The sequence below is a fragment of the Cupriavidus sp. 01T418 genome, from assembly GCF_056398885.1.
On the sequence record NZ_JBFTQG010000058.1, the window covers coordinates 1 to 18,057 of the forward strand.

Consider the following 18,057-nt stretch of genomic DNA (forward strand, 5'->3'; position numbering starts at 1 on the left):
TCGGACTTCTACAACCGCCGCTTCGTCGCCGGCGAACTGGATAACCAGAGCTTCGCCGAGATCGCCCGCGCCATGGGTGCCGAGGGCATCGTGGTCGACAAGCTGGAAGACGTGGGCCCCGCATTGAAGCGCGCCATCGACCTGCAGATGAACCACGGCAAAACCACCATCATCGAGATCATGTGCACCCGCGAACTGGGCGACCCCTTCCGCCGCGACGCCCTGGCCAAGCCCGTGCGCATGCTCGACAAGTACAAGGACTACGTCTGAGCGGAGGACAGCAGGAAAGCATGCCCATGAGCGCGTGACTAGCGCTTGCCCGGATACCGCAACAGGTCCGGGCAAGCCATGATCCGACCCTCGCGGCAGGCGGCGCATGCGATACGCTACGCCTGCCGCAACCCGCACCGGCGTCATCCGGCGCGATCACGGACCCGGCGGCGAGCCTATCGCCGGCCTACTATAGAAACCGTGGCGCGCGGCCCTGTGCAGAGCAGGAGACAAGCAAAGTGATTACCGAACAGCAGCAATCAAGCGGCCTGAAGCACGGGCTGAAGCAGCGCCACATGACCATGATCGCGCTGGGCGGCGTCATCGGCGCCGGCCTCTTCGTCGGCAGCGGCGTGGTCATCAAGTCCGCCGGCCCCGCCGCCGTCATTTCCTTCCTCATCACCGGCCTGCTGGTGGTACTCGTCATGCGCATGCTGGGTGAAATGGCGTGCGCGCTGCCCACCGTGGGCTCCTTCTACGAGTACGCCCGCGAGGCCTGGAGCGACCGCCCCGCCACGGGTGAACTCGCCGGCTTCCTGACCGGCTGGATGTACTGGTATTTCTGGGTGATCGTGGTCGCGCTGGAGGCCGTGGCAGGGGCCACCCTGGTGCAGTTCTGGCTACCGGACGTGCCCGCCTGGAGCATCAGCCTGGTGCTGCTGGTGATGCTCACGCTGACCAACCTGATCTCGGTGAAGTCCTTCGGCGAGTTCGAGTTCTGGTTTGCCTCGATCAAGGTGGCCGCCATCGTGGTGTTCCTGTTCCTGGCCGGCCTGTTCGTGCTCGGCATGTGGCCGGGCGCCACCGCCAGCGTGGCTCACCTCACCGTGCACGGCGGTTTTGCGCCGAACGGGATCATGCCGGTGCTGACCGGCGCGGTAGCGGCCACGGGGTTCTACTTCGGCGCCGAGATCGTCACCATCGCCGCGGCGGAAACCGCCGAGCCGCAGAAGGCCGTGGCCAGGGCCACCAGCTCGGTCATCACTCGCGTGCTGGTGTTCTACGTGGGTTCGGTGCTGCTGGTGGTATGCCTGGTACCGTGGAATTCCGTCGGCATCGCCACGCCGTACGTCAGTGCGCTGAAGGCCATGGGCATCCCGGCGGCGGCGCAGATCATGAACGCCGTGGTGCTGACCGCTGTCCTGTCGGCGCTGAATTCCGGGCTGTACGCCTCGTCGCGCATGCTGTTCGCGCTGACCAAGCGCGGCGATGCGCCCCAGGGGCTGTCCAGGCTGAGCCGCAACGGCGTGCCGGTCCGGGCCATCCTGTTCGCCACGCTGTTCGGCTACGGCGCGGTGGTGATGTCCTATGTGTCGCCGGACAAGGTGTTCGCGTTCCTGGTCAACTCCTATGGCACGGTCGCCATCTTCGTCTACATCCTGATCGCCATCTCGCAACTGCGCCTGCGCGCCCGGCTCGAGCGCGAAGCGCCGCATCGGCTCAAGGTGCGGATGTGGGCCTTCCCGTACCTGACCTGGGTCGCCATCGCCGGCATGGTCGGGATCGTGGTTGCCATGGCCTTTATCCCCGACCAGCGTACCCCGCTGCTGCTTGGCGTGGCCAGCCTTGGCATCCTGCTGATCGCTTACGCCGCGCGCCGGCTGTACCGCAGTCACGCGGGCGCCGCCGCACCAATGGGCGAGGTGCGGCGGGCTGACTGACACGCCCACCGCCTCCATCCGCCTTGCCGCGATACGCACATCGCGGCTTCCCTTCCGGCAAGCCTGCATTCGAGCCCGCATTCGAGACGGCGTTCGTGGCGCTGTACGTGCCGGGCGCGGCGCACCTGATGCGCGGCTTCGGGTAAGCGGAGGTAAGCGGATGGCCACTGGCCCAAACGATTTACGGGATCTGGCCCTACAGCATTGCGTGCCACCTCACTATGCTGACGTCATAAGGCGCACAGGTCCGCGCATTGCGCGAATCACACACAACATCCAGGAGACTCGAATGGCAAATTCCCCGGTAACCGAAGCCACCCTGCAAGCGTTCAGCGATGCCTGGAACCGGCACGATATCGAAGCGCTGATGCACTTCATGGCCGAGGACTGCGTGTTCCACGCCGTGGCCGGCGGCGAACTGTTCGGCCGCAGCTTCAAAGGCCGCGAGGCGGTGCGCGAAGGGTTCCAGCTGGCATGGCAGGCCTTCCCCGACGCGGCATGGCTCGACGGCGAGCATTTCGTGGCAGGCGAGCGCGGCGTGAGCGAATCCACCTTCCGCGGCACCAAGGCGGACGGCACGCGCATCGAGGCGCGCATGGTGGATGTATTCACCTTCCGCGACGGCAAGATCGCGGTGAAGAACGCGTACCGCAAGGATCGCCCGCCCGTTGCCGCCAACGGCGCCAGCAACTGAATCCAGCCCCTCCAGAGGGCACACGAGGAAGACAAGAATGGATGCCACCGCCGCAAGACTGATCCTGCCCGAAGGCCACGCCACCGCGCCTTCGAAGCCGTACGACCCGGCCTACGATCCGCTGGTCGCGCATACGCCCGGCCAGGGCCGCGAGTACGCCCCAACCTACTGGATCGGCACCGCCGGCGAGCCGCCGCCGGACGACGGCCCGATCACCCACGATATCGATGTGGACGTGGCCATCATCGGCTCGGGCTTCACCGGGCTCACCTGCGCGATCTTCCTCGCGCAGGAGTATGGGATCAAGGCTACCGTGCTGGAAGCCAACCGCGTGAGCTGGGGTTGCAGCACGCGCAACGGCGGGCAGGCGCAGTGTGCCTCGGGCCGGCTCAAGCGCTCGCAGTGGATCCAGCGCTACGGCCTGGATACCGCCCTGCGCCTGCACGAGGAAGTGTGCGACGGCATGGAGACCTTCAAGGGCCTGATCAAGGACATCGACTGCGAGCCGCAGCCGGGTGGCCACCTGTATATCGCGCACCGGGACAAGGTCATGCCGGCGCTGGAGAAGGAAGCCAGGATCCTGCGCGATGTGTTCAAGTACGACGCGCGCATCCTCGACGCCGATACCGTCAAGCGCGAGTACGTCGACGACAAGGAAGCCGCCGGCGCCATGCACGAACCCGAGGGCATCGGCATCCACGCCGGCAAGCTGGCCTTCGGCTACCTGCGCAAGGCGCGCGCGCTGGGCGCCAAGGTCCACCCTTCCAGCCCCGTGACGGGCTGGGAGACGCGCGGCGGCGTACATTACCTCAAGACACCCGGCGGCATTGTGCGCGCCCGCGCGGTCGGCGTGGCGACCGGTGGCTACACGTCGCCGCACCTGCATGCGCAACTGAAGAACCGGCTGTTCCCGATCCTGTCGAATTCCATCGTGACCCGACCGCTAACGCCTTCCGAGCGGCAGGCGTGCAATTTCCGTACGACGCAGGTGATCACCGATACCCGCATCCTGCGGCACTACTACCGGCTGATGCCGGATGGCCGCCTGCAGATCGGCAGCCGCAGCGCCATCACCGGCAACGATGCGCCGCAGCAAAAATACAAGGAGAAGCTGATCCACGACATGCACCGCAAGTTCCCGGCGCTGCAAGGCATCCAGATCGACTATTCCTGGTGGGGCTGGGTCGATGTGAGCCATGACATGATGCCGCGCATCTTCCAGCCGGACCCGGCCCAGACCATCTACTACGCGATGGGCTACGGCGGCAACGGCGTGATGTATTCCGCGCAGGCCGGCAAACGCATGGCGGCGCTGATCGCGGGCAAGAGCGCCGGGCCGGAACTGCCGATCTTCCGCTCGGCGCTGCCGTTCCCGAATGTGCGGGAGATGGTCGAGGCACAGGCGTTCGCGCCGTTCCGCCGCTTCGGGCAGTGGTTCCTCTACCGCTGGTACCACATGAAGGACGAAGTCATCTAAAATCCAAAGGTCACCTGAAGTTCGACCGAAGCGGCGTCGCCCAAGACCGCTATCCCCACTAAAAGACGAGGAGGCAGGCATGGGCCGAGGCCATCATTCCGTACCACCGCAGCCGGGCCGCCGTGGCGTGCTGCGCTCCCTGGGCGCGCTGGGTGCCGGTGCGGCGCTGGTCCACCCCGCGCTGCAGGCGCTGGCGGCCACCGCCGATGCGCGCGTCGAACTCCCCTTCGAGAACGGCGAGCGCGAACTGGTGGCCTTTCCCCAGAAGCGCCCGCTGATCGTGCTGACCAGCCGGCCGCCGCAGCTGGAGACGCCGTTCGGCGTATTCAACGACGGCCCGATCACGCCCAACGATGCCTTCTTCGTGCGCTATCACTGGAGCGGCATCCCCACCAGCGTCGACCCGCAAACCTACCGGCTGCGCGTAGGCGGCAAGGTCAATGCGCCGCTGGAACTCTCGCTCGACGAAATCAAGCGGCTGGCCACGCCGGTGGACCTGGTGGCGGTCAACCAGTGCTCGGGCAATAGCCGGGGCTTCTTCTCGCCGCGCGCCAACGGCGGCCAGCTTGGCAATGGCGCCATGGGCAACGCGCGCTGGACCGGCGTGCCCTTGAAGGCAATCCTGGAGAGGGCCGGCGTGCAGGCCGGCGCGATGCAGGTGAGCTTCGACGGCATGGACCACCCGCCGCTGGAGGGTGGCCCGGATTTCGTCAAGGCGCTGGCCATCGACCATGCGCTCGATGGCGAGGTCATGCTCGCCTGGGCCATGAACGGCGCGGACCTGCCGATGCTCAACGGCTATCCGCTGCGCCTGATCGTGCCGGGCTACTACGGCACCTACTGGGTCAAGCACCTGGCCGACATCCAGGTGCTCGACAAGCCGTTCGACGGCTTCTGGATGAACCCGGCCTACCGCATCCCCGACAATACCTGCGCCTGCGTGGCACCCGGCACGGCGCCCGCGCGCACGGTGCCGATCAACCGCTTCAACGTGCGTTCCTTTATCACCAGCCTGTCCGATGGCGCAAGACTGCATGCCGGCAAGCAAACCGTGCTGCGCGGTATCGCCTTCGACGCAGGCCATGGCATCGATGAGGTGGCGGTGTCGACCGACGGCGGCCACACCTGGCGCGCCGCGCAACTGGGCAAGGACCTGGGCCGCTACTCTTTCCGCGAGTGGACGGCGGCGTTCACCCCGCCGAAGAAAGGCGAGTATGAGCTGAAGGTGCGCGCCAGCAACCGCATCGGCCAGAGCCAGCCGCTCACCGCACTGTGGAACCCGGCCGGCTATATGCGCAATGTGGTGGAAACCACGCGCGTGGTCGCGGCATGAAGGAGGCAGCCATGCAATTCGCCAGATCGACCCGCCCCCATGCCCTCGTCATCGCTGCCCTCGCCGCCATGGCCTGCGCACCCGCCGCGCGCGCGCTGGAGATCACGCTGCCGCCGGAGACCGCGCGCTACACGCCGAGCGAGCTGCCCGGCTATCGCCTGGTGCAGCAGAACTGCATGACCTGCCATTCCGCGCAATACGTGCTGACGCAGCCGCCCTCGTCGCCGCGCGGCTACTGGGACGCCACGGTCAGGAAGATGAAGAAGCCCTTTGGCGCGCCCTTCCCGGAGGCAGACATCCCGGCCATGGTCGATTACCTGACGAAGACCTACGGCGCGGAGCGCACGGCTTATGCAGGCAAGGCCGCGGCGCAAGGCAGCGCACCGGCACCGGTGGCTGCCCCCGCCACGGGCACGGCCCACGATCCCCAGGCCCTGCTTGCGGCCAATGGCTGCACCGCCTGCCATGCGGTCGACAAGAAGGTGGTGGGACCGGCGTTCAAGGAGGTCGCGGCAAAGTACGCGAACCAGCCTGGCGCCGCGGCCGTGGTGGCGCAAAACATCCGCGCCGGCGGCGCGGGCAGGTGGGGGCAAGTGCCGATGCCAGCCTACGCAACCCTGACGACGGAAGACCTGCAAAGCCTGGCGGGGTGGATTCTCGGCCGCTAAGGGAAGCGGCCTCGCCGCCTTCGCCTCGCCAGCGGCGTGGCGAAGGCTTGCGCCCCCTTGCGCCAGTGCGCGGGTTCGCCCATCATCCGCTGCACACGAACGACGGCCGCAACCGCGGCCATGACAACGGGAGGGGCATGGCAAGCATAGGCAAGGCGAACACGTTCTGGAACCGGCTGCTACAGCTATCCTCCGATTCCGGGGTCAGCCTGCAGGCGCAACTGCGCCAGCAACTGGTGTCAGCCATCCTGGCGCGCCAGTTGCCCGAAGGCAGCGCCCTGCCCTCCAGCCGCGAGCTGGCGGCCACGCTCGGCATCGCCCGCAACACAGTGATCCTGGCCTTCCAGCAACTGGTCGAGGAGCACTTCCTGGAGACCAGGCCGCGGCGCGGCTACTTCGTGGTGGAGCAGCTGCCCAGTGCGGTCAGGCCGGGCTCGGCGCCATTGCGAACAGTGGGAATAGTGGGAATAGTGGGGGCAGTGGGGACACCCGCTCCCGAAGCGGCCACGGAAGGCGGCCCGGACTGGGGCGCCCGCCTGCCCGACATGACCGGCAAGCGCGCCATCGTCAAGCCCACCGAATGGCAGAACTATCCCTACCCGTTTATCTACGGGCAGTTCGATCCCGCCCTGTTTCCCACCGCCGACTGGCGCGAGTGCTCGCGCATGGCACTGGCCGTGCTGGAGATCCGGGGCTGGGCCTCGGACCTGATCGACCGGGACGATCCGCTGCTGATCGAACAGTTGCAGAAGCACATCCTGCCGCGCCGCGGGGTCTGGGCCAACCCAGACGAGATCATGGTCACGATGGGCGCGCAGAATGCGCTGTACCTGCTGGCCGACCTGCTGATGCAGGGCGCGCGGGTGGGGCTGGAAGAGCCCGGCTATAACGACGCGCGCCATATCTTCGGCATGCGCGCCCGCGAGGTGGTGCCGCTGGCGGTGGACGAGTCCGGCTTGTGCCCGGACGACGCACTGGCGCAATGCGACTACGCCTTCATCACGCCGAGCTACCAGTGCCCCACCACCGTCACCATGCCGCTGGAGCGGCGCGAGACGCTGCTGCTCGAAGCGCGGCGCCATGACGTGGTGCTGATCGAAGACGACTACGACACCGAGAACCCGGCGCTGACCCAGCCGGTCCCCGCGCTCAAGAGCCTGGACCGCGACGGCCGCGTGATCTACGTGGGCAGCCTGTCCAAATCCTTCGTACCGGGCATCCGGCTTGGCTATGTCGTGGCGCCCGCCGCCGTGATCCGCCAGGCGCGCGCGCTGCGCCGCTTCATGCTGCGGCATCCGCCAGCCAACAACCAGCGGGCTACCGCGCTGTTTATCTCGCTTGGCCACCATGACGCGCTGCTGCGGCGCGTGGCACCGATCTTCCAGCGCCGCGCGGAGATCTTGCGGGACATGCTGGCGCGGCACCTGCCGCAGGCGCGGGCGCATAACTCGCCGGGGGCTTCGTCGTTCTGGGTGGAGGGGCCGGTAGGGCTCGATGCCCGCAAGCTGGCCAGGATCGCGCTGGCGCATGGGGTGATCATCGAGCCCGGCGATGTGTTCTTTTCAACGGATGCGCCGTCGCCGCATTTTCGGATGGGCTATACGGCGATTGCGGATGAGCGGATCGAGGAAGGCGTCAAGTTGCTGGGGCAGTTGATCGGGCAGGCGATGGTGCGGTGACTGGTGGATGAATCGGCGGAGCGTGTCCTGGACAGGCCTCACTCTGGAATCGTCACGCCACACTCCCGCGTATGGTCCGCAGCTTGGCCACGCGCTGCGGCTTGACATGCCTGACAAGGCCGAGGATCCATCGTGTGCCCTCTGTCCGGCTTCGGAAAGGTCTGGCAGGTATCCGGCAGACGCGGGATGCGGTGCGGATTACACAAGCTCTGTTCTGACAAAGCCTGCCGAGAGCGTCACCTGAACAAAACTTGCAGAAATTTACAAATAGCAAAGCAGATGATCCGCCTGCATGCAGGGCGATGCAACACACGAGGGACTCTAGCTCGCCGCCATCCCTTTTTCCGCCAGCTCCTTTTTCGCGCTTTCGTTCTTGGTCAATTGCGTCAGGCCCATGCCGCGCAGAACGTTCGGAGCCTTGGTGAACTGGATATTGTCATAGCCCACAATCTCGATGCGATTGCCCCAGGGGTCGCGGAAATCCAGAAACGGACCGTCGATCGGCTTGACCCCCGCCGCCTTGAGGGCCGCGCGCGCCGCCTCCTTGTCATCGACAACGAGGCCGACATGCCGGCCGTCATCGGCGGGCTGTTTGCGTCCCGCCTGCAACGCGATGAATTGGTCGCCAAGATCGATGAAGGCCATCGTCTTGCTCTTGCCGCGCAATTGAAAGTCGAAGATGCGGCCATAGAATGCCAGCGCTTCCTCGATATCGCCGACTTCCAGCGCTACGTGGTTGAAGCCGATGGCGCGCGGCTTTGTGGAGTTAACCATTTAGCTCTCCTCTTGTAATCAGTGGATAGCGTTCACAAACTCGATCACAACATTGTCCGCTCGCATGGCGGATCCACCAACCAGCCCGTGCTTTCGACCGGCGCCGCCAGCGCCTTGGGGTGGCATCTCGCGGCGGCGTTGGAAGCGCGGGGCTGGACGCTCCGGCTCACCGATATTGTTGCCTATCCCAGCGCAACGCCGCCTGGCACCACGTTCACACAAGCCGACTTTGCCGATGGACCGGCGATTACGCAAGTGGCCGGCGTATGCGGCGCCATTCTGCCGTTTCGGCGGCACCAGCCGCTTCATGAAGCTGTTGCGGTGGCCACCTTGGCCGGCGGCCCGGAAACGGTCCCCTACTGGGCGACACCTCAAGTATGAGGATTGAAGTCGTCTGACACCAGACGGTAAAACAGGATTTGTTTAATCCATTCTTGGATAAATATCGCGCTCGATCCGGACGATCTGGCGATGTTCGTCCAGGTCGTCTGCGCCTGGTGCCTTCCCGGCCACATCGCGCGCGTGCGTGCTTCCTGCGAACACGTACATGGCGGGGACCACGAACAACGTCGAGTTTAAACCTCCCTACCAAACAGCAGGAGCCGCGATGCTCTCGGATTTTGTCGAATGTCCGATCACCGCCCCGGTGCAGTCGTTCAACACACGTGGCACGTGCGGCCGCAGAGGGTCGGAGGACTAGACCGCTCGCGCGGTAACCCTCCGGCCAACGATCACGGCATCTCCCCCGGTTTCACTCAATGCCGCGATCACCGGGTTGAAGTTCTTCTTTGAAGTGACCCTCGGCGATGCCCAACGCATGGCCAGGACGCGCCCGGTGCGGGTACCAAGCGTCCTGCCGGTGGTGCTCAACCACGACGAAGTCGCCCGGCTGCTGGCTGCCGCTGGCAACCTGAAGCACCGGACCGCGCTCGCGGTCGCTTACGGTGCGGGCCTGCGCGCGAGCGAGGTGGTGGCGTTGAAGGTGAGCGATATCGACAGCGAGCGCATGACCCTGCGGATCGAACAAGGCAAGGGTCGCAAGGACCGTTACGCCATGCTCTCGCCGGTGCTGCTCGAACGACTGCGCGCCTGGAGCTGCGCTCGACGGGGAAATCGTACTTTTCGCGCATGTATGCTCGTAAACCTTATTGTGAAATACTGTGTATGGCATATGGTATATCAGATCAACGCTGATATGCACCGTCCTTCGGCCTGAGAGGGCGATGGGGCGCATGAGATGCGTCGTCGGCCCGGTGATTGCCAGTATGTTTCTGACAGGCGCGATTCAGCACATCAACGCATTAATTAATCAATGTTTTAGGGATTTTTATGATTACAGATTCTGAATAGAACTTGATATTTGCCATTGTCGCCGTATGGAAACGGACAGTTCGGATGTATATCGTGCGTAAGCAATTTAAATCGAAGCCTCCCAACCTGTCCGCAGCCGGCGTAGTTCCAAGAGACAGTTATGTCCAGAGGAGACAGTTATGAAAAGTCAGAACGCGCACCGCGGTGCGCTGGCCGCCGTATGCTCGATTGCCGTGTGTCTGGTTGCTGCATGCGGAGGGTCAAACGACAGCCCCACTCCGAACAGCCTCCCTCAGGCCACCCTCACTCAGCCTCACCTGGTGACAAATATTGTGGTGCCAAATGCCATAAGCCCGCCGTTCACCTTCGATGTCAGCTACGCCGATCATGGCAGATACTTCCTGGCAGACCGCAACAACAAGGCGATCGATGTGGTCGACACCAGTACGAATCAACTGATCGAGCAAATCCGGGGGGACTTTTTGGGCATCGGGGCAAGCCTGGACACCTCGGGACCGAACGGCCTGGTAGGCCTGCCTGGCACGACCACGTTGTACGTGGGAGACGTCAATTCAGTTAAGATCATCGACACCTCTTCCCAACTACTTGTCAAGACGATTCCGCTCAACACGTCAGGTACGCGCGTCGACGGAGGCTGTTTCGATTCCGACGATCACCTGGTCGGCATTACAAGTCCATCCGAGACCCCGCCGTACACGACGTTCATCAACACGGATACGCAGGCCATCGTTGGGCGTTTGACGTTCACCGGTTCGTCGGGCCTCGAGTCATGCGCCTACGACCCAGGCACGAAGAGCTTCCTCATCAACAACGACGGAACTGCGGCAAATCCGGACGGCGAACTTGACGTGATCCCGGCGAGTTCGATTGTCGCCGGGCATCCGGCCGTGACGAAAACGTTTCCGTTGGGCTCATGTGCGCCCAGCGGCCTCGCGCTCGGACCGAACCAGGATGTGATGGTCGGATGCGACCCGAGCTCGGGCAATCCACTCATTACCCTGATTCTCGACCGCACCAACGGCAAGGTGCTCGCGAAACTTCCGTTCGGCGGCGTCGATCAGATTGCCTACGACAACGTGTCGAACCGTTATTTCCTGCCCGCACGGCACTGGACGGCCAGTGGCACGGCGGCGGCTTCGGGGTTCACTCCGAAAATGGCGATTGTGGACGGGGCCAGCCGAACGATCATCGCCCAACTGCCGGTGGGCGCCGGTGCGCATTCGGTTGCGGTCGACGGGCCGTCGGGTCAGGTTTATGTGCCATACCAGCCGGGAAAAGACGCGACGTTTCCTAACGCCGGGATCTCGGTGTTCACCGTACGCTGAGTGCATGGGAGACGGTGCTTGCGTAGCCGCCCGGCTCGCGCCGGCGACGTCGAGCACGTTGTCGTTTGCCTGCTGGCGGGCGCGGGCGTGTCGCACTTGGTCAGGACAGGCCCCGCGTGCGGCAGTAACGCAAGCGCTACTGCCAGGGGCGCAGCAGGTGGCAGCGATAACGGACGCGTGATCGTTCCTCTGCGCGGCATGAATAACCAACCACTGTCAAACTGCTGGAAGCAGTACGAAATTGCAGAGCGCTCCGACGACTGCTGCACAGGCCGCGCCCTCAAGAAAATCAAGCGTGATCCCCACGGAATTCGGACGCGTAGAGAAACGTACAAGGTTCCTTTGCTTTGGAGTGTGTCCTCAGGCGTAGCCATCATTCAGGATGGCTACGCTGGCAGTGCCTCGGATCAGTGTTTGCCAGGCATGCAAGGCAGCGCGATTTCAAATGCGGACGTCGACATGTAGCGGCCCTGCGGATAATAGTCACCCATGACCTTTCGCTCATCACCGGGCTTTTCAATCGCCTGCACGGCATGGGGGAAGTTCGACGTGCCGAGCATGTGCCTTAGTTGAACCACCGTGACGTCGGCATCCGCCGCGCCGTCGCCGTCATCTGCCATCGGCAGCCAGGTGATGCCACATACATCGATTGCGTTGCGCGGACGATCCTCTCTCCGACTGACAACGATGGTGTAGAAGCCATCCGGGCCCACGGGAATGTGCTCGTCATAAGCGCAAGCGTTGACCCGGGTGTTGGCAAAACCCTGGTTGGAGCACATCGACCAGTAGCGCAGATCGCCGTTACCCATGATTGCGTCGCCGTTGTACGTTTTCGGCGTGGTAGGTGCCTTCCCGCGGATGACGAACACCTTGCCAAGTTTGCGACTGACAATGGTACGGATGTACTGGTTGTCCAGATTCGGATAAAAGCCCCCCGTGCTCTTCTTCGGATTGGCTAACGGCTTGCCGGTATAGAGGCTGTACAGATACTCGCGGTCGTACTGGATATACCAGGTTGGTGGGTTGGTAGCCGGATAAGCCGGCTCATTCTTCGCTTTCCCAACTTCGCGCGCGGCGGCAATGAGCTCGTGGTACTTCTCCATCGGGACCGCGAGCGCGGCAGCATCCAACTGGAGCGGCTGCTTTGTCCGCAAGGCCGGGCAAGCCGCGCCGCCCTTCAACACCCTGCCGTCTGCCAGCGTCAGCACTGGAAGCGGCAGCCCGGCGCCGCCGGTCTCGTCTGTCCCCTTGTCACGCGCATAAATGCGGTACAGGATAACTTGCTGGCCGGCTCCGTACTTGGGTGCGTGCAATGTCGCACGTTGCTGGCCAACCTGATTCATGCCGACCGGCTGGTTGGCCGCCGGCGCGCCATCAACTACCGCCAGCGAGTATCTCCGGGCTCTGGCATTACGTTCAGCCCCCGGCAAGAAAGGATTGATGGCGCCTGGCGCCGGTTTGAGCAGATAGTCGGCCACCGACTCGACTGGCACGCCGGCGCCGTCATAGCTGATCAGCGACATATAGCGCGAATGCGGGAATTCTCCCTCCACGGACAGCCTGGCCCCTTCCGGTACCGAGAACGTCGCCGCCCAATAGAAGGTACCAGCATCCGGATACGCAATATTGATGTAGGGATCAGCGCTGGCAGGGCCGCGCGACCAGAAGCAATTGCGCGGGCCGGGAATCGGGTCCTTGCCGGTGGTGACGGCGCGCGTGGATTCGGCGGCAGGTGCCATCGGCACTTGCGCGTTTGCGCTGGCAATCGCCAGCGCAAACGCGCCACACGCGAGGACCGCTGCGAACCACCGGTAACTCCCACAGTTGCGGGCCTTGGCGGGTGCGATAGTGCTGGATACTTGAAACACGGCTTGTCTCCTTGTCTTGGGGCACATGGGTGCGAGGCGGGCACGGCATCGAGGCATGCTACATTCGGACGGCGACCGCACCTGTCGCCGCGCCGACAACTCACACAAATTTCTGCTCCATGACCGCGCCAGATGCACGCCCTCCCCGCGACATTCGTCGCATACTCGCAGCCGATGCCTGGTTTGGAAGCCTGCCGGATATGTTGCAGCGCAAAATCATTGAGTACGGCACGGTGCGCAGCTTCAGCAAACGAGAGTTGATTTCAGCCCAGGAAAGTTCGCCCAAGGCGATGTGCGCTGTGCTGGAGGGACGCGTGCGGGTCACCCGCATGCTCGCTGACGGTAAGGAGAGCCTCTACCACGTCGGCAACCCCGGCTTCTGGTTTGGGCCGCTGGCATTGATGACCAATGAAAAGACAACGACGGCTGTCATTGCCGACACGGACGCACGACTGCTTGTGCTTTCGCGGGCGCAATTCGAGCGGATCGTCGATGAAGATCCGACCGCCTACCGCTATTTCGCGCTGCTCGTCGCGCAGCGATATGCAGGCGTCCTTCGCTATATCTCGGATACAAAACTGATGGCCCCGGAGGCTCGGGTACGCGCGAGGCTGGCGGAACTACTGCTGTTGCAGCGTCAGCTGGTGCCTCAGAGCGGTCCCGTCACCGTGAAGGTTTCTCAGGTGGATCTTGCCGCGATGATTGGCGTGTCCCGCCAGACGCTGAATGAACTCCTGAGGCACCTGGAGAAGCGCGGGCTGATCGAGATCGCGTTCCGGAGCATTCGCGTGTTGGATCCGGAGCGCCTGCGGGATGAGGACGACATCTGACGCGGGCATTCCAGTGCGGATCTGCCTGGATGGATAGGAGGAAAGGGTGCGCGACTGGTTGCGCCATCGGCAAAGCGGAAGTACTGCGTTCGCAACGGACGTCGGTCGCACGCTGACCGATGCGGAGCCAAAGCCATAGCGGCCTGTCGCGCCTTCATTTCGCGCTGCCTGGTGGCAGCGTCTATCCAGAATTGGAAAGGACACGCTGCCGAAGACCCTTTCTAACGCGACGCCCAGCAGCCGCAGCTACGTCGTGCGTGACTATTTTGTGTGGGTTGTGTGATCTTCGAACGCGGAGACGATGCCGTCAATCATTGCTGCGATACGCGCGGTATGCCGAAGGTCTTGATGCGTGACGAGCCAGATTTCGTAGACCGCCCCACGTGCGGGTTCCGGCCATATCTGCACGAGGCCGTCGTGTTCAGCCAGATGTATCGGAAGCTCACCGATGCCGAGGCCGGCCTTTACCGCGGTACGCAGCATGAGGCTGGAATTGAAGGTCGATACGATGCGCCCCGCGTGTATCGGTTCGCCAGCAAGAGTCGGTGATCGATTACCGCTCCAGTTTCCCTGATAGACGACAAGATCGTGGCCCGCAAAGGCGGAGCCAGCGGCGGGCTTGCCGTGCTGCTCGAGATAAGCATGCGATGCGAAGAGCGCCATGGGCCAGCGAGCCAGGCGCCGCGCGACAAGATCGGGATTATCCGGCCTGACTGACCGGACCGCGATATCCGCTTCACGCCTTGCCAGATTTAGCATGCGCGTCGACGTGTCCAGCAGGACGCGCACTTCGGGATGCGCGGCATGCAGGCGTTCGATGGCCGGAAGCAGGAATTCGAGCGCAATCGAGTCGGTGCTGGTGACTCTTACGTCCCCCGCAAGCCGTGTATCCGTGCCTTGAGTTCGTCTGACGAGTTCGTGTGCGGAGTGTTCCATTTTCTCCGCCGATTTCAACGCGGCCTCGCCCGCGGCGGTTAACGCGTAGCCCTCAGAGGTGCGCAGGAAGAGCGTTGCACGCAGGGCGTGCTCTAGTGCCGCGATCCGTCTGCCGACCGTCGCCTGATCGAGATTGAGCGTCCTGGCCGCTCCATGAGCGTTTTTTCGCGCTCCACCGCGAGAAACACTCGCGCGTCATCCCAGTTCATCGGGCCGCCCTCCTGATGCAAATTTGCATCTGACACCATGAATAATGCTGCACATATTCATCAACGTCGAGGCCTAAACTGAACGCAAGAGTTCCTCGTTCAATGATCCGCCCGGATCAATCGAGCCTCATCTATAGAAGGATTGGTATCCATGTCTGCTTCAACTTATCGTGTGCCGTCATCCATGACGGCCATTGAGATCAAACAGCCCGGCGGTCCTGAGGTCCTGGTGCCGACTACGCGCGCGGTGCCGATGCCGGCCGCCGATCAGGTTCTGATCCGCATCCACGCGGCTGCCGTGAACGGTCCAGACGTTTTCCAGCGCAAAGGGCTGTATGATCCGCCCCCCGGCGCTTCGGACATTCCAGGGCTGGAAGTGGCAGGTCAAGTGGTTGCCGTTGGCTCCGACGTGTCCCAATTCCGGATCGGCGAACTGGTGTGTGCATTGATTCCCGGTGGTGGCTACGCAGAATATGCAGTCGCGCACGCCTGCAACACGATGCATATCCCCAAAGGCCTGACGTTGATGGAAGCGGGGGCCATGCCCGAGACGTTTATGACGGTATGGCTGAACCTGTTCCAGCGCGGCAAGCTGGTTGCCGGCGAATCGGTGTTGATCCATGGCGGCGCGTCAGGTATCGGTACCACGGCGACCATGCTGGCGAAGGCGTTCGGCGCTGCGAAAATCATCACGACAGTTGGCTCGCAGGCCCATCGGGAGGCCAGCCTGGCGCTAGGCGCAGACCTTGCGATCGATTACCGCGAGGAAGATTTCGTCGCCGAAACGAAGCGGTCTACCGATGGAAGAGGCGTCGACGTGATCCTCGACATCATTGCCGGCGACTACGTGGCTAGAAACTATGACGCCGCAGCCATGGACGGACGGATCCTCCAGGTGGGCGTGATCAAGGGGCCGGCGAAGGATCTCGACGTCTTGCCGATGTTGACGAAACGTCTGACGCATATGGGCTCAACATTGCGATCGCGCACATCCGCGGACAAGGCGACCATCATCAATGACCTGGAGCAGCAGGTCTGGCCGCACATCGCGAGCGGCAAGATCAAGCCGGTTGTCTACAAGACCTTTGCGCTTGTTGATGCTCGCGGCGCTCACGAGCTGATCGATTCCGGCACACACTTTGGAAAGATTGTCCTTGCAACAGGTGCCGATCTCATTGGCTGAAGCCTGGTGAGAAGCGGGGCAAGCTTCACGCAGTTCGCAGCATGTCTCTATGGGACACGCATTACCTGAGTTCGACCAACATCTGTTCCGCCAGGAAATCGCATGGCGACCGGGCAGATTGGGCACTACGGGCAAGGACAACCTCGAGTGCAGCAAGCGGGGGCAGGCCTTCGGATTCGCCAAGCACTGCCACGTGTTCCGGGACGCTGCATCGCGCCAGTGGCGCGACCGCCAGGCCCGCTTCGACCATGGAGAGCAAGCCAAGAAGACTGGGGCTTTCATAGGACATGCGATACCGAATGTCGGCCCGCTGCAGCGCGGTGATCGCGTGTGCACGGGCGGAGCTGCCGTGCGCAAAGACTGCGATAGGCAGCGGTCGCTCTTTCCATATCTGCCGGTTGCCACGCGCCGCGACCCATACCATGGGTTCATGCCGGATGAATTCCCCGGTGACGCCGCGAATCTTCGTGATGCATGCAAGGTCGAGCGTGTTGTCCTTCAGCAATGGGATGAGCGCGTTGCTGGGCAGCCCGATGACGCGGATTTCCACGCGCGGATGCGCGACCGCGAATCTTCGCAGTACCGAGGGCAGCAATGACGACGCGAAGTCATCGGGTACGCCAATCGTGACGCGACCGCGAATCTCCGGGCGGACCACGGCCGCCCAGGCTTCCTCTCGCATGGCCAGCATCTGCCTGCCGTAGTCGACGAGTATCCTGCCGTCGTCGGTCAGGGCGACGTTGCGGGTTGTTCGCACGAAGAGTGGCTTGCCGAGCACCTCTTCGATTGCCTTGATCTGCATGCTGACTGCCGATGGCGAGCGGTGCAAGGATTCGGCGGCACGCGCGAAGGAGCCAGCGTCGGCCACGGCGACGACCATTTCCAGTACGTCGAGATCGAGTTTTCTCATACGTCAGAAATACTGAATAATCGCATCAGTATAATCCGTTTCACTTATCTATCATGCGGTCCGATACTGGAACCATCATCCCTGAGACATGGACAGGTGGAGCGCATGAAAACGATGGTTGAATTCCTGGCGGTGGGCAGCATGCTGGCGATCACGCCAGGGCCCAATATGGTCTACGTGATGGCGCGTTCGGTGTCGCAGGGCACCAGGGCAGGATTGATCTCGCTGACTGGCGTGATGCTCGGATACCTGTCCTATATGTTCAGTGCGGCGTTCGGCATCAGTGCGCTATTCCTGGCGATTCCAGGTGCCGGGCGCATGCTGGGAATAGCTGGCGCTGTCTACCTGCTTTTCATGGCCTGGCAGATGCTCAGGCCAGGCGGCCGTTCCCCGCTTCAGGTCGAGGCGGTCTCGACGGACAGGCCGCGCCGGCTGTTCGCGATGGGCGCGATGACCAGCCTTCTCAATCCGAAGCTGGCAATGATCTTTCTGTCGATACTGCCGCAGTTCATCGACTACGGCGCGGGAAGCGTCCTCAAGCAATCGCTGGTGCTCGGACTCTCGCTCACCGTCGCGTTCGCTTCCGTCAATGCGCTCGTCGCGGTGTCGGCCGGCCGCGCCGCCGCGATGATGGCGCGCCGTCCGCACTGGTTGCTGATTCAGCGGTGGGTGGCGGGCGGCTTGCTCGTTCTCCTTGGCGCGAGGATGGTTCTCCAGCTTTGGTGACAGCCAGTGCTGCGATGGCTTCGTCATTGGAGCCAGACCTGTTGCCGTCCGGACGCTTCGCGTCGAGCGGCGCCAAGCTCATATTCCCGTTATCGAGATCACCATGCAAGACACCTTCTCTTTCTCGAACATCCAACAGGCTGCCGACCGGCTGAGAGGCCAGGAGCGGAGCAGGCGATGCC

At 63.4% G+C, this 18,057-nt stretch carries 15 protein-coding genes and 2 pseudogenes; 13 read left to right on the forward strand and 4 right to left on the reverse strand.

The annotated features are described in order from the left end of the window. From AC1DQ3_RS32545 to pdxR, 7 genes are all read left to right on the forward strand, one after another. Positions 1-270, forward strand: a 270-nt coding sequence (locus AC1DQ3_RS32545) for a thiamine pyrophosphate-dependent enzyme (protein ID WP_477124231.1), incomplete at its 5' end; no start/stop codon positions are given. A gap of 296 nt (positions 271-566) precedes the next feature. Beyond that, the gene (locus AC1DQ3_RS32550; RefSeq protein ID WP_477124259.1) at positions 567-1,931 is read left to right on the forward strand and encodes an amino acid permease; all 1,365 of its coding nucleotides are present in this window, start codon (positions 567-569) and stop codon (positions 1,929-1,931) included. A 289-nt stretch (positions 1,932-2,220) separates the two neighbouring features. Next, positions 2,221-2,625, forward strand: coding sequence for a nuclear transport factor 2 family protein (locus AC1DQ3_RS32555; protein ID WP_477124232.1), 405 nt, complete (start codon positions 2,221-2,223; stop codon positions 2,623-2,625). Between the two features lie 37 nt (positions 2,626-2,662). Further along, positions 2,663-4,102 carry an NAD(P)/FAD-dependent oxidoreductase gene (locus AC1DQ3_RS32560; RefSeq protein ID WP_477124233.1) on the forward strand — a complete coding sequence of 480 codons (1,440 nt, stop codon included), beginning with the start codon at positions 2,663-2,665 and terminating at the stop codon, positions 4,100-4,102. A gap of 79 nt (positions 4,103-4,181) precedes the next feature. After that, positions 4,182-5,435 (forward strand): SorA family sulfite dehydrogenase catalytic subunit, encoded by a 1,254-nt coding sequence (gene sorA, locus AC1DQ3_RS32565; protein WP_477124234.1) that lies wholly within the window; start codon positions 4,182-4,184, stop codon positions 5,433-5,435. A gap of 11 nt (positions 5,436-5,446) precedes the next feature. Then, positions 5,447-6,103: a SorB family sulfite dehydrogenase c-type cytochrome subunit gene (gene sorB, locus AC1DQ3_RS32570; protein WP_477124235.1), complete on the forward strand. Its 657-nt coding sequence runs from the start codon at positions 5,447-5,449 to the stop codon at positions 6,101-6,103. 137 nt (positions 6,104-6,240) lie between these two features. After that, the gene (pdxR, locus tag AC1DQ3_RS32575) at positions 6,241-7,782 is read left to right on the forward strand and encodes a MocR-like pyridoxine biosynthesis transcription factor PdxR (protein ID WP_477124236.1); all 1,542 of its coding nucleotides are present in this window, start codon (positions 6,241-6,243) and stop codon (positions 7,780-7,782) included. 321 nt (positions 7,783-8,103) lie between these two features. On the opposite strand, the gene AC1DQ3_RS32580 is transcribed toward pdxR, so the two are convergent. Beyond that, positions 8,104-8,556 (reverse strand): VOC family protein, encoded by a 453-nt coding sequence (locus tag AC1DQ3_RS32580; protein WP_477124237.1) that lies wholly within the window; start codon positions 8,554-8,556, stop codon positions 8,104-8,106. Positions 8,557-8,577: 21 nt separating this feature from the next. On the opposite strand from AC1DQ3_RS32580, the gene AC1DQ3_RS32585 reads away from it, so the two are divergent. The 3 genes and pseudogenes from AC1DQ3_RS32585 (at position 8,578) to AC1DQ3_RS32595 (ending at position 11,213) form a co-directional block, all read left to right on the forward strand. After that, on the forward strand, positions 8,578-8,937 hold the full coding sequence (locus AC1DQ3_RS32585; RefSeq protein ID WP_477124238.1) for a hypothetical protein: 360 nt from the start codon (positions 8,578-8,580) through the stop codon (positions 8,935-8,937). Between the two features lie 364 nt (positions 8,938-9,301). Further along, positions 9,302-9,649 (forward strand): annotated as a pseudogene (locus AC1DQ3_RS32590) (tyrosine-type recombinase/integrase); the annotation flags it as partial. A 397-nt stretch (positions 9,650-10,046) separates the two neighbouring features. Further along, complete coding sequence (locus tag AC1DQ3_RS32595; RefSeq protein ID WP_477124239.1) at positions 10,047-11,213, forward strand: YncE family protein; 1,167 nt, start codon at positions 10,047-10,049, stop codon at positions 11,211-11,213. Between the two features lie 407 nt (positions 11,214-11,620). Here AC1DQ3_RS32595 and AC1DQ3_RS32600 read toward each other — a convergent pair whose 3' ends face one another. Continuing rightward, the gene (locus AC1DQ3_RS32600) at positions 11,621-13,081 is read right to left on the reverse strand and encodes a hypothetical protein (RefSeq protein WP_477124240.1); all 1,461 of its coding nucleotides are present in this window, start codon (positions 13,079-13,081) and stop codon (positions 11,621-11,623) included. A 119-nt stretch (positions 13,082-13,200) separates the two neighbouring features. Here AC1DQ3_RS32600 and AC1DQ3_RS32605 point away from each other — a divergent pair, with 119 nt between their 5' ends. Further along, on the forward strand, positions 13,201-13,911 hold the full coding sequence (locus AC1DQ3_RS32605) for a Crp/Fnr family transcriptional regulator (RefSeq protein WP_477124241.1): 711 nt from the start codon (positions 13,201-13,203) through the stop codon (positions 13,909-13,911). 261 nt (positions 13,912-14,172) lie between these two features. On the opposite strand, the pseudogene AC1DQ3_RS32610 reads toward AC1DQ3_RS32605, so the two are convergent. Next, a pseudogene (locus AC1DQ3_RS32610) lies at positions 14,173-15,056 on the reverse strand (LysR family transcriptional regulator). Positions 15,057-15,207: 151 nt separating this feature from the next. On the opposite strand from AC1DQ3_RS32610, the gene AC1DQ3_RS32615 reads away from it, so the two are divergent. Beyond that, positions 15,208-16,239, forward strand: coding sequence for an NAD(P)H-quinone oxidoreductase (locus AC1DQ3_RS32615; RefSeq protein WP_477124242.1), 1,032 nt, complete (start codon positions 15,208-15,210; stop codon positions 16,237-16,239). 61 nt (positions 16,240-16,300) lie between these two features. Here AC1DQ3_RS32615 and AC1DQ3_RS32620 read toward each other — a convergent pair whose 3' ends face one another. Next, the gene (locus AC1DQ3_RS32620) at positions 16,301-17,149 is read right to left on the reverse strand and encodes a LysR substrate-binding domain-containing protein (RefSeq protein WP_477124243.1); all 849 of its coding nucleotides are present in this window, start codon (positions 17,147-17,149) and stop codon (positions 16,301-16,303) included. A 105-nt stretch (positions 17,150-17,254) separates the two neighbouring features. Between AC1DQ3_RS32620 and AC1DQ3_RS32625 the strand changes: the two genes are divergently transcribed. Then, positions 17,255-17,875, forward strand: a complete 621-nt coding sequence (locus AC1DQ3_RS32625) for a LysE family translocator (protein ID WP_477124244.1) — start codon at positions 17,255-17,257, stop codon at positions 17,873-17,875. Positions 17,876-18,057 lie beyond the last annotated feature (182 nt).

Bases quoted from the DNA above. Each gene is read 5' to 3' on its own strand.
- AC1DQ3_RS32550 (WP_477124259.1), top strand. From the start codon at position 567: ATGACCATGATCGCGCTGGGCGGCGTCATCGGCGCCGGCCTCTTCGTC.
- AC1DQ3_RS32555 (WP_477124232.1), top strand. From the start codon at position 2,221: ATGGCAAATTCCCCGGTAACCGAAGCCACCCTGCAAGCGTTCAGCGAT.
- AC1DQ3_RS32560 (WP_477124233.1), top strand. From the start codon at position 2,663: ATGGATGCCACCGCCGCAAGACTGATCCTGCCCGAAGGCCACGCCACC.
- sorA (WP_477124234.1), top strand. From the start codon at position 4,182: ATGGGCCGAGGCCATCATTCCGTACCACCGCAGCCGGGCCGCCGTGGC.
- sorB (WP_477124235.1), top strand. From the start codon at position 5,447: ATGCAATTCGCCAGATCGACCCGCCCCCATGCCCTCGTCATCGCTGCC.
- pdxR (WP_477124236.1), top strand. From the start codon at position 6,241: ATGGCAAGCATAGGCAAGGCGAACACGTTCTGGAACCGGCTGCTACAG.
- AC1DQ3_RS32580 (WP_477124237.1), bottom strand. From the start codon at position 8,556: ATGGTTAACTCCACAAAGCCGCGCGCCATCGGCTTCAACCACGTAGCG.
- AC1DQ3_RS32595 (WP_477124239.1), top strand. From the start codon at position 10,047: ATGAAAAGTCAGAACGCGCACCGCGGTGCGCTGGCCGCCGTATGCTCG.
- AC1DQ3_RS32605 (WP_477124241.1), top strand. From the start codon at position 13,201: ATGACCGCGCCAGATGCACGCCCTCCCCGCGACATTCGTCGCATACTC.
- AC1DQ3_RS32615 (WP_477124242.1), top strand. From the start codon at position 15,208: ATGTCTGCTTCAACTTATCGTGTGCCGTCATCCATGACGGCCATTGAG.
- AC1DQ3_RS32620 (WP_477124243.1), bottom strand. From the start codon at position 17,149: ATGAGAAAACTCGATCTCGACGTACTGGAAATGGTCGTCGCCGTGGCC.
- AC1DQ3_RS32625 (WP_477124244.1), top strand. From the start codon at position 17,255: ATGAAAACGATGGTTGAATTCCTGGCGGTGGGCAGCATGCTGGCGATC.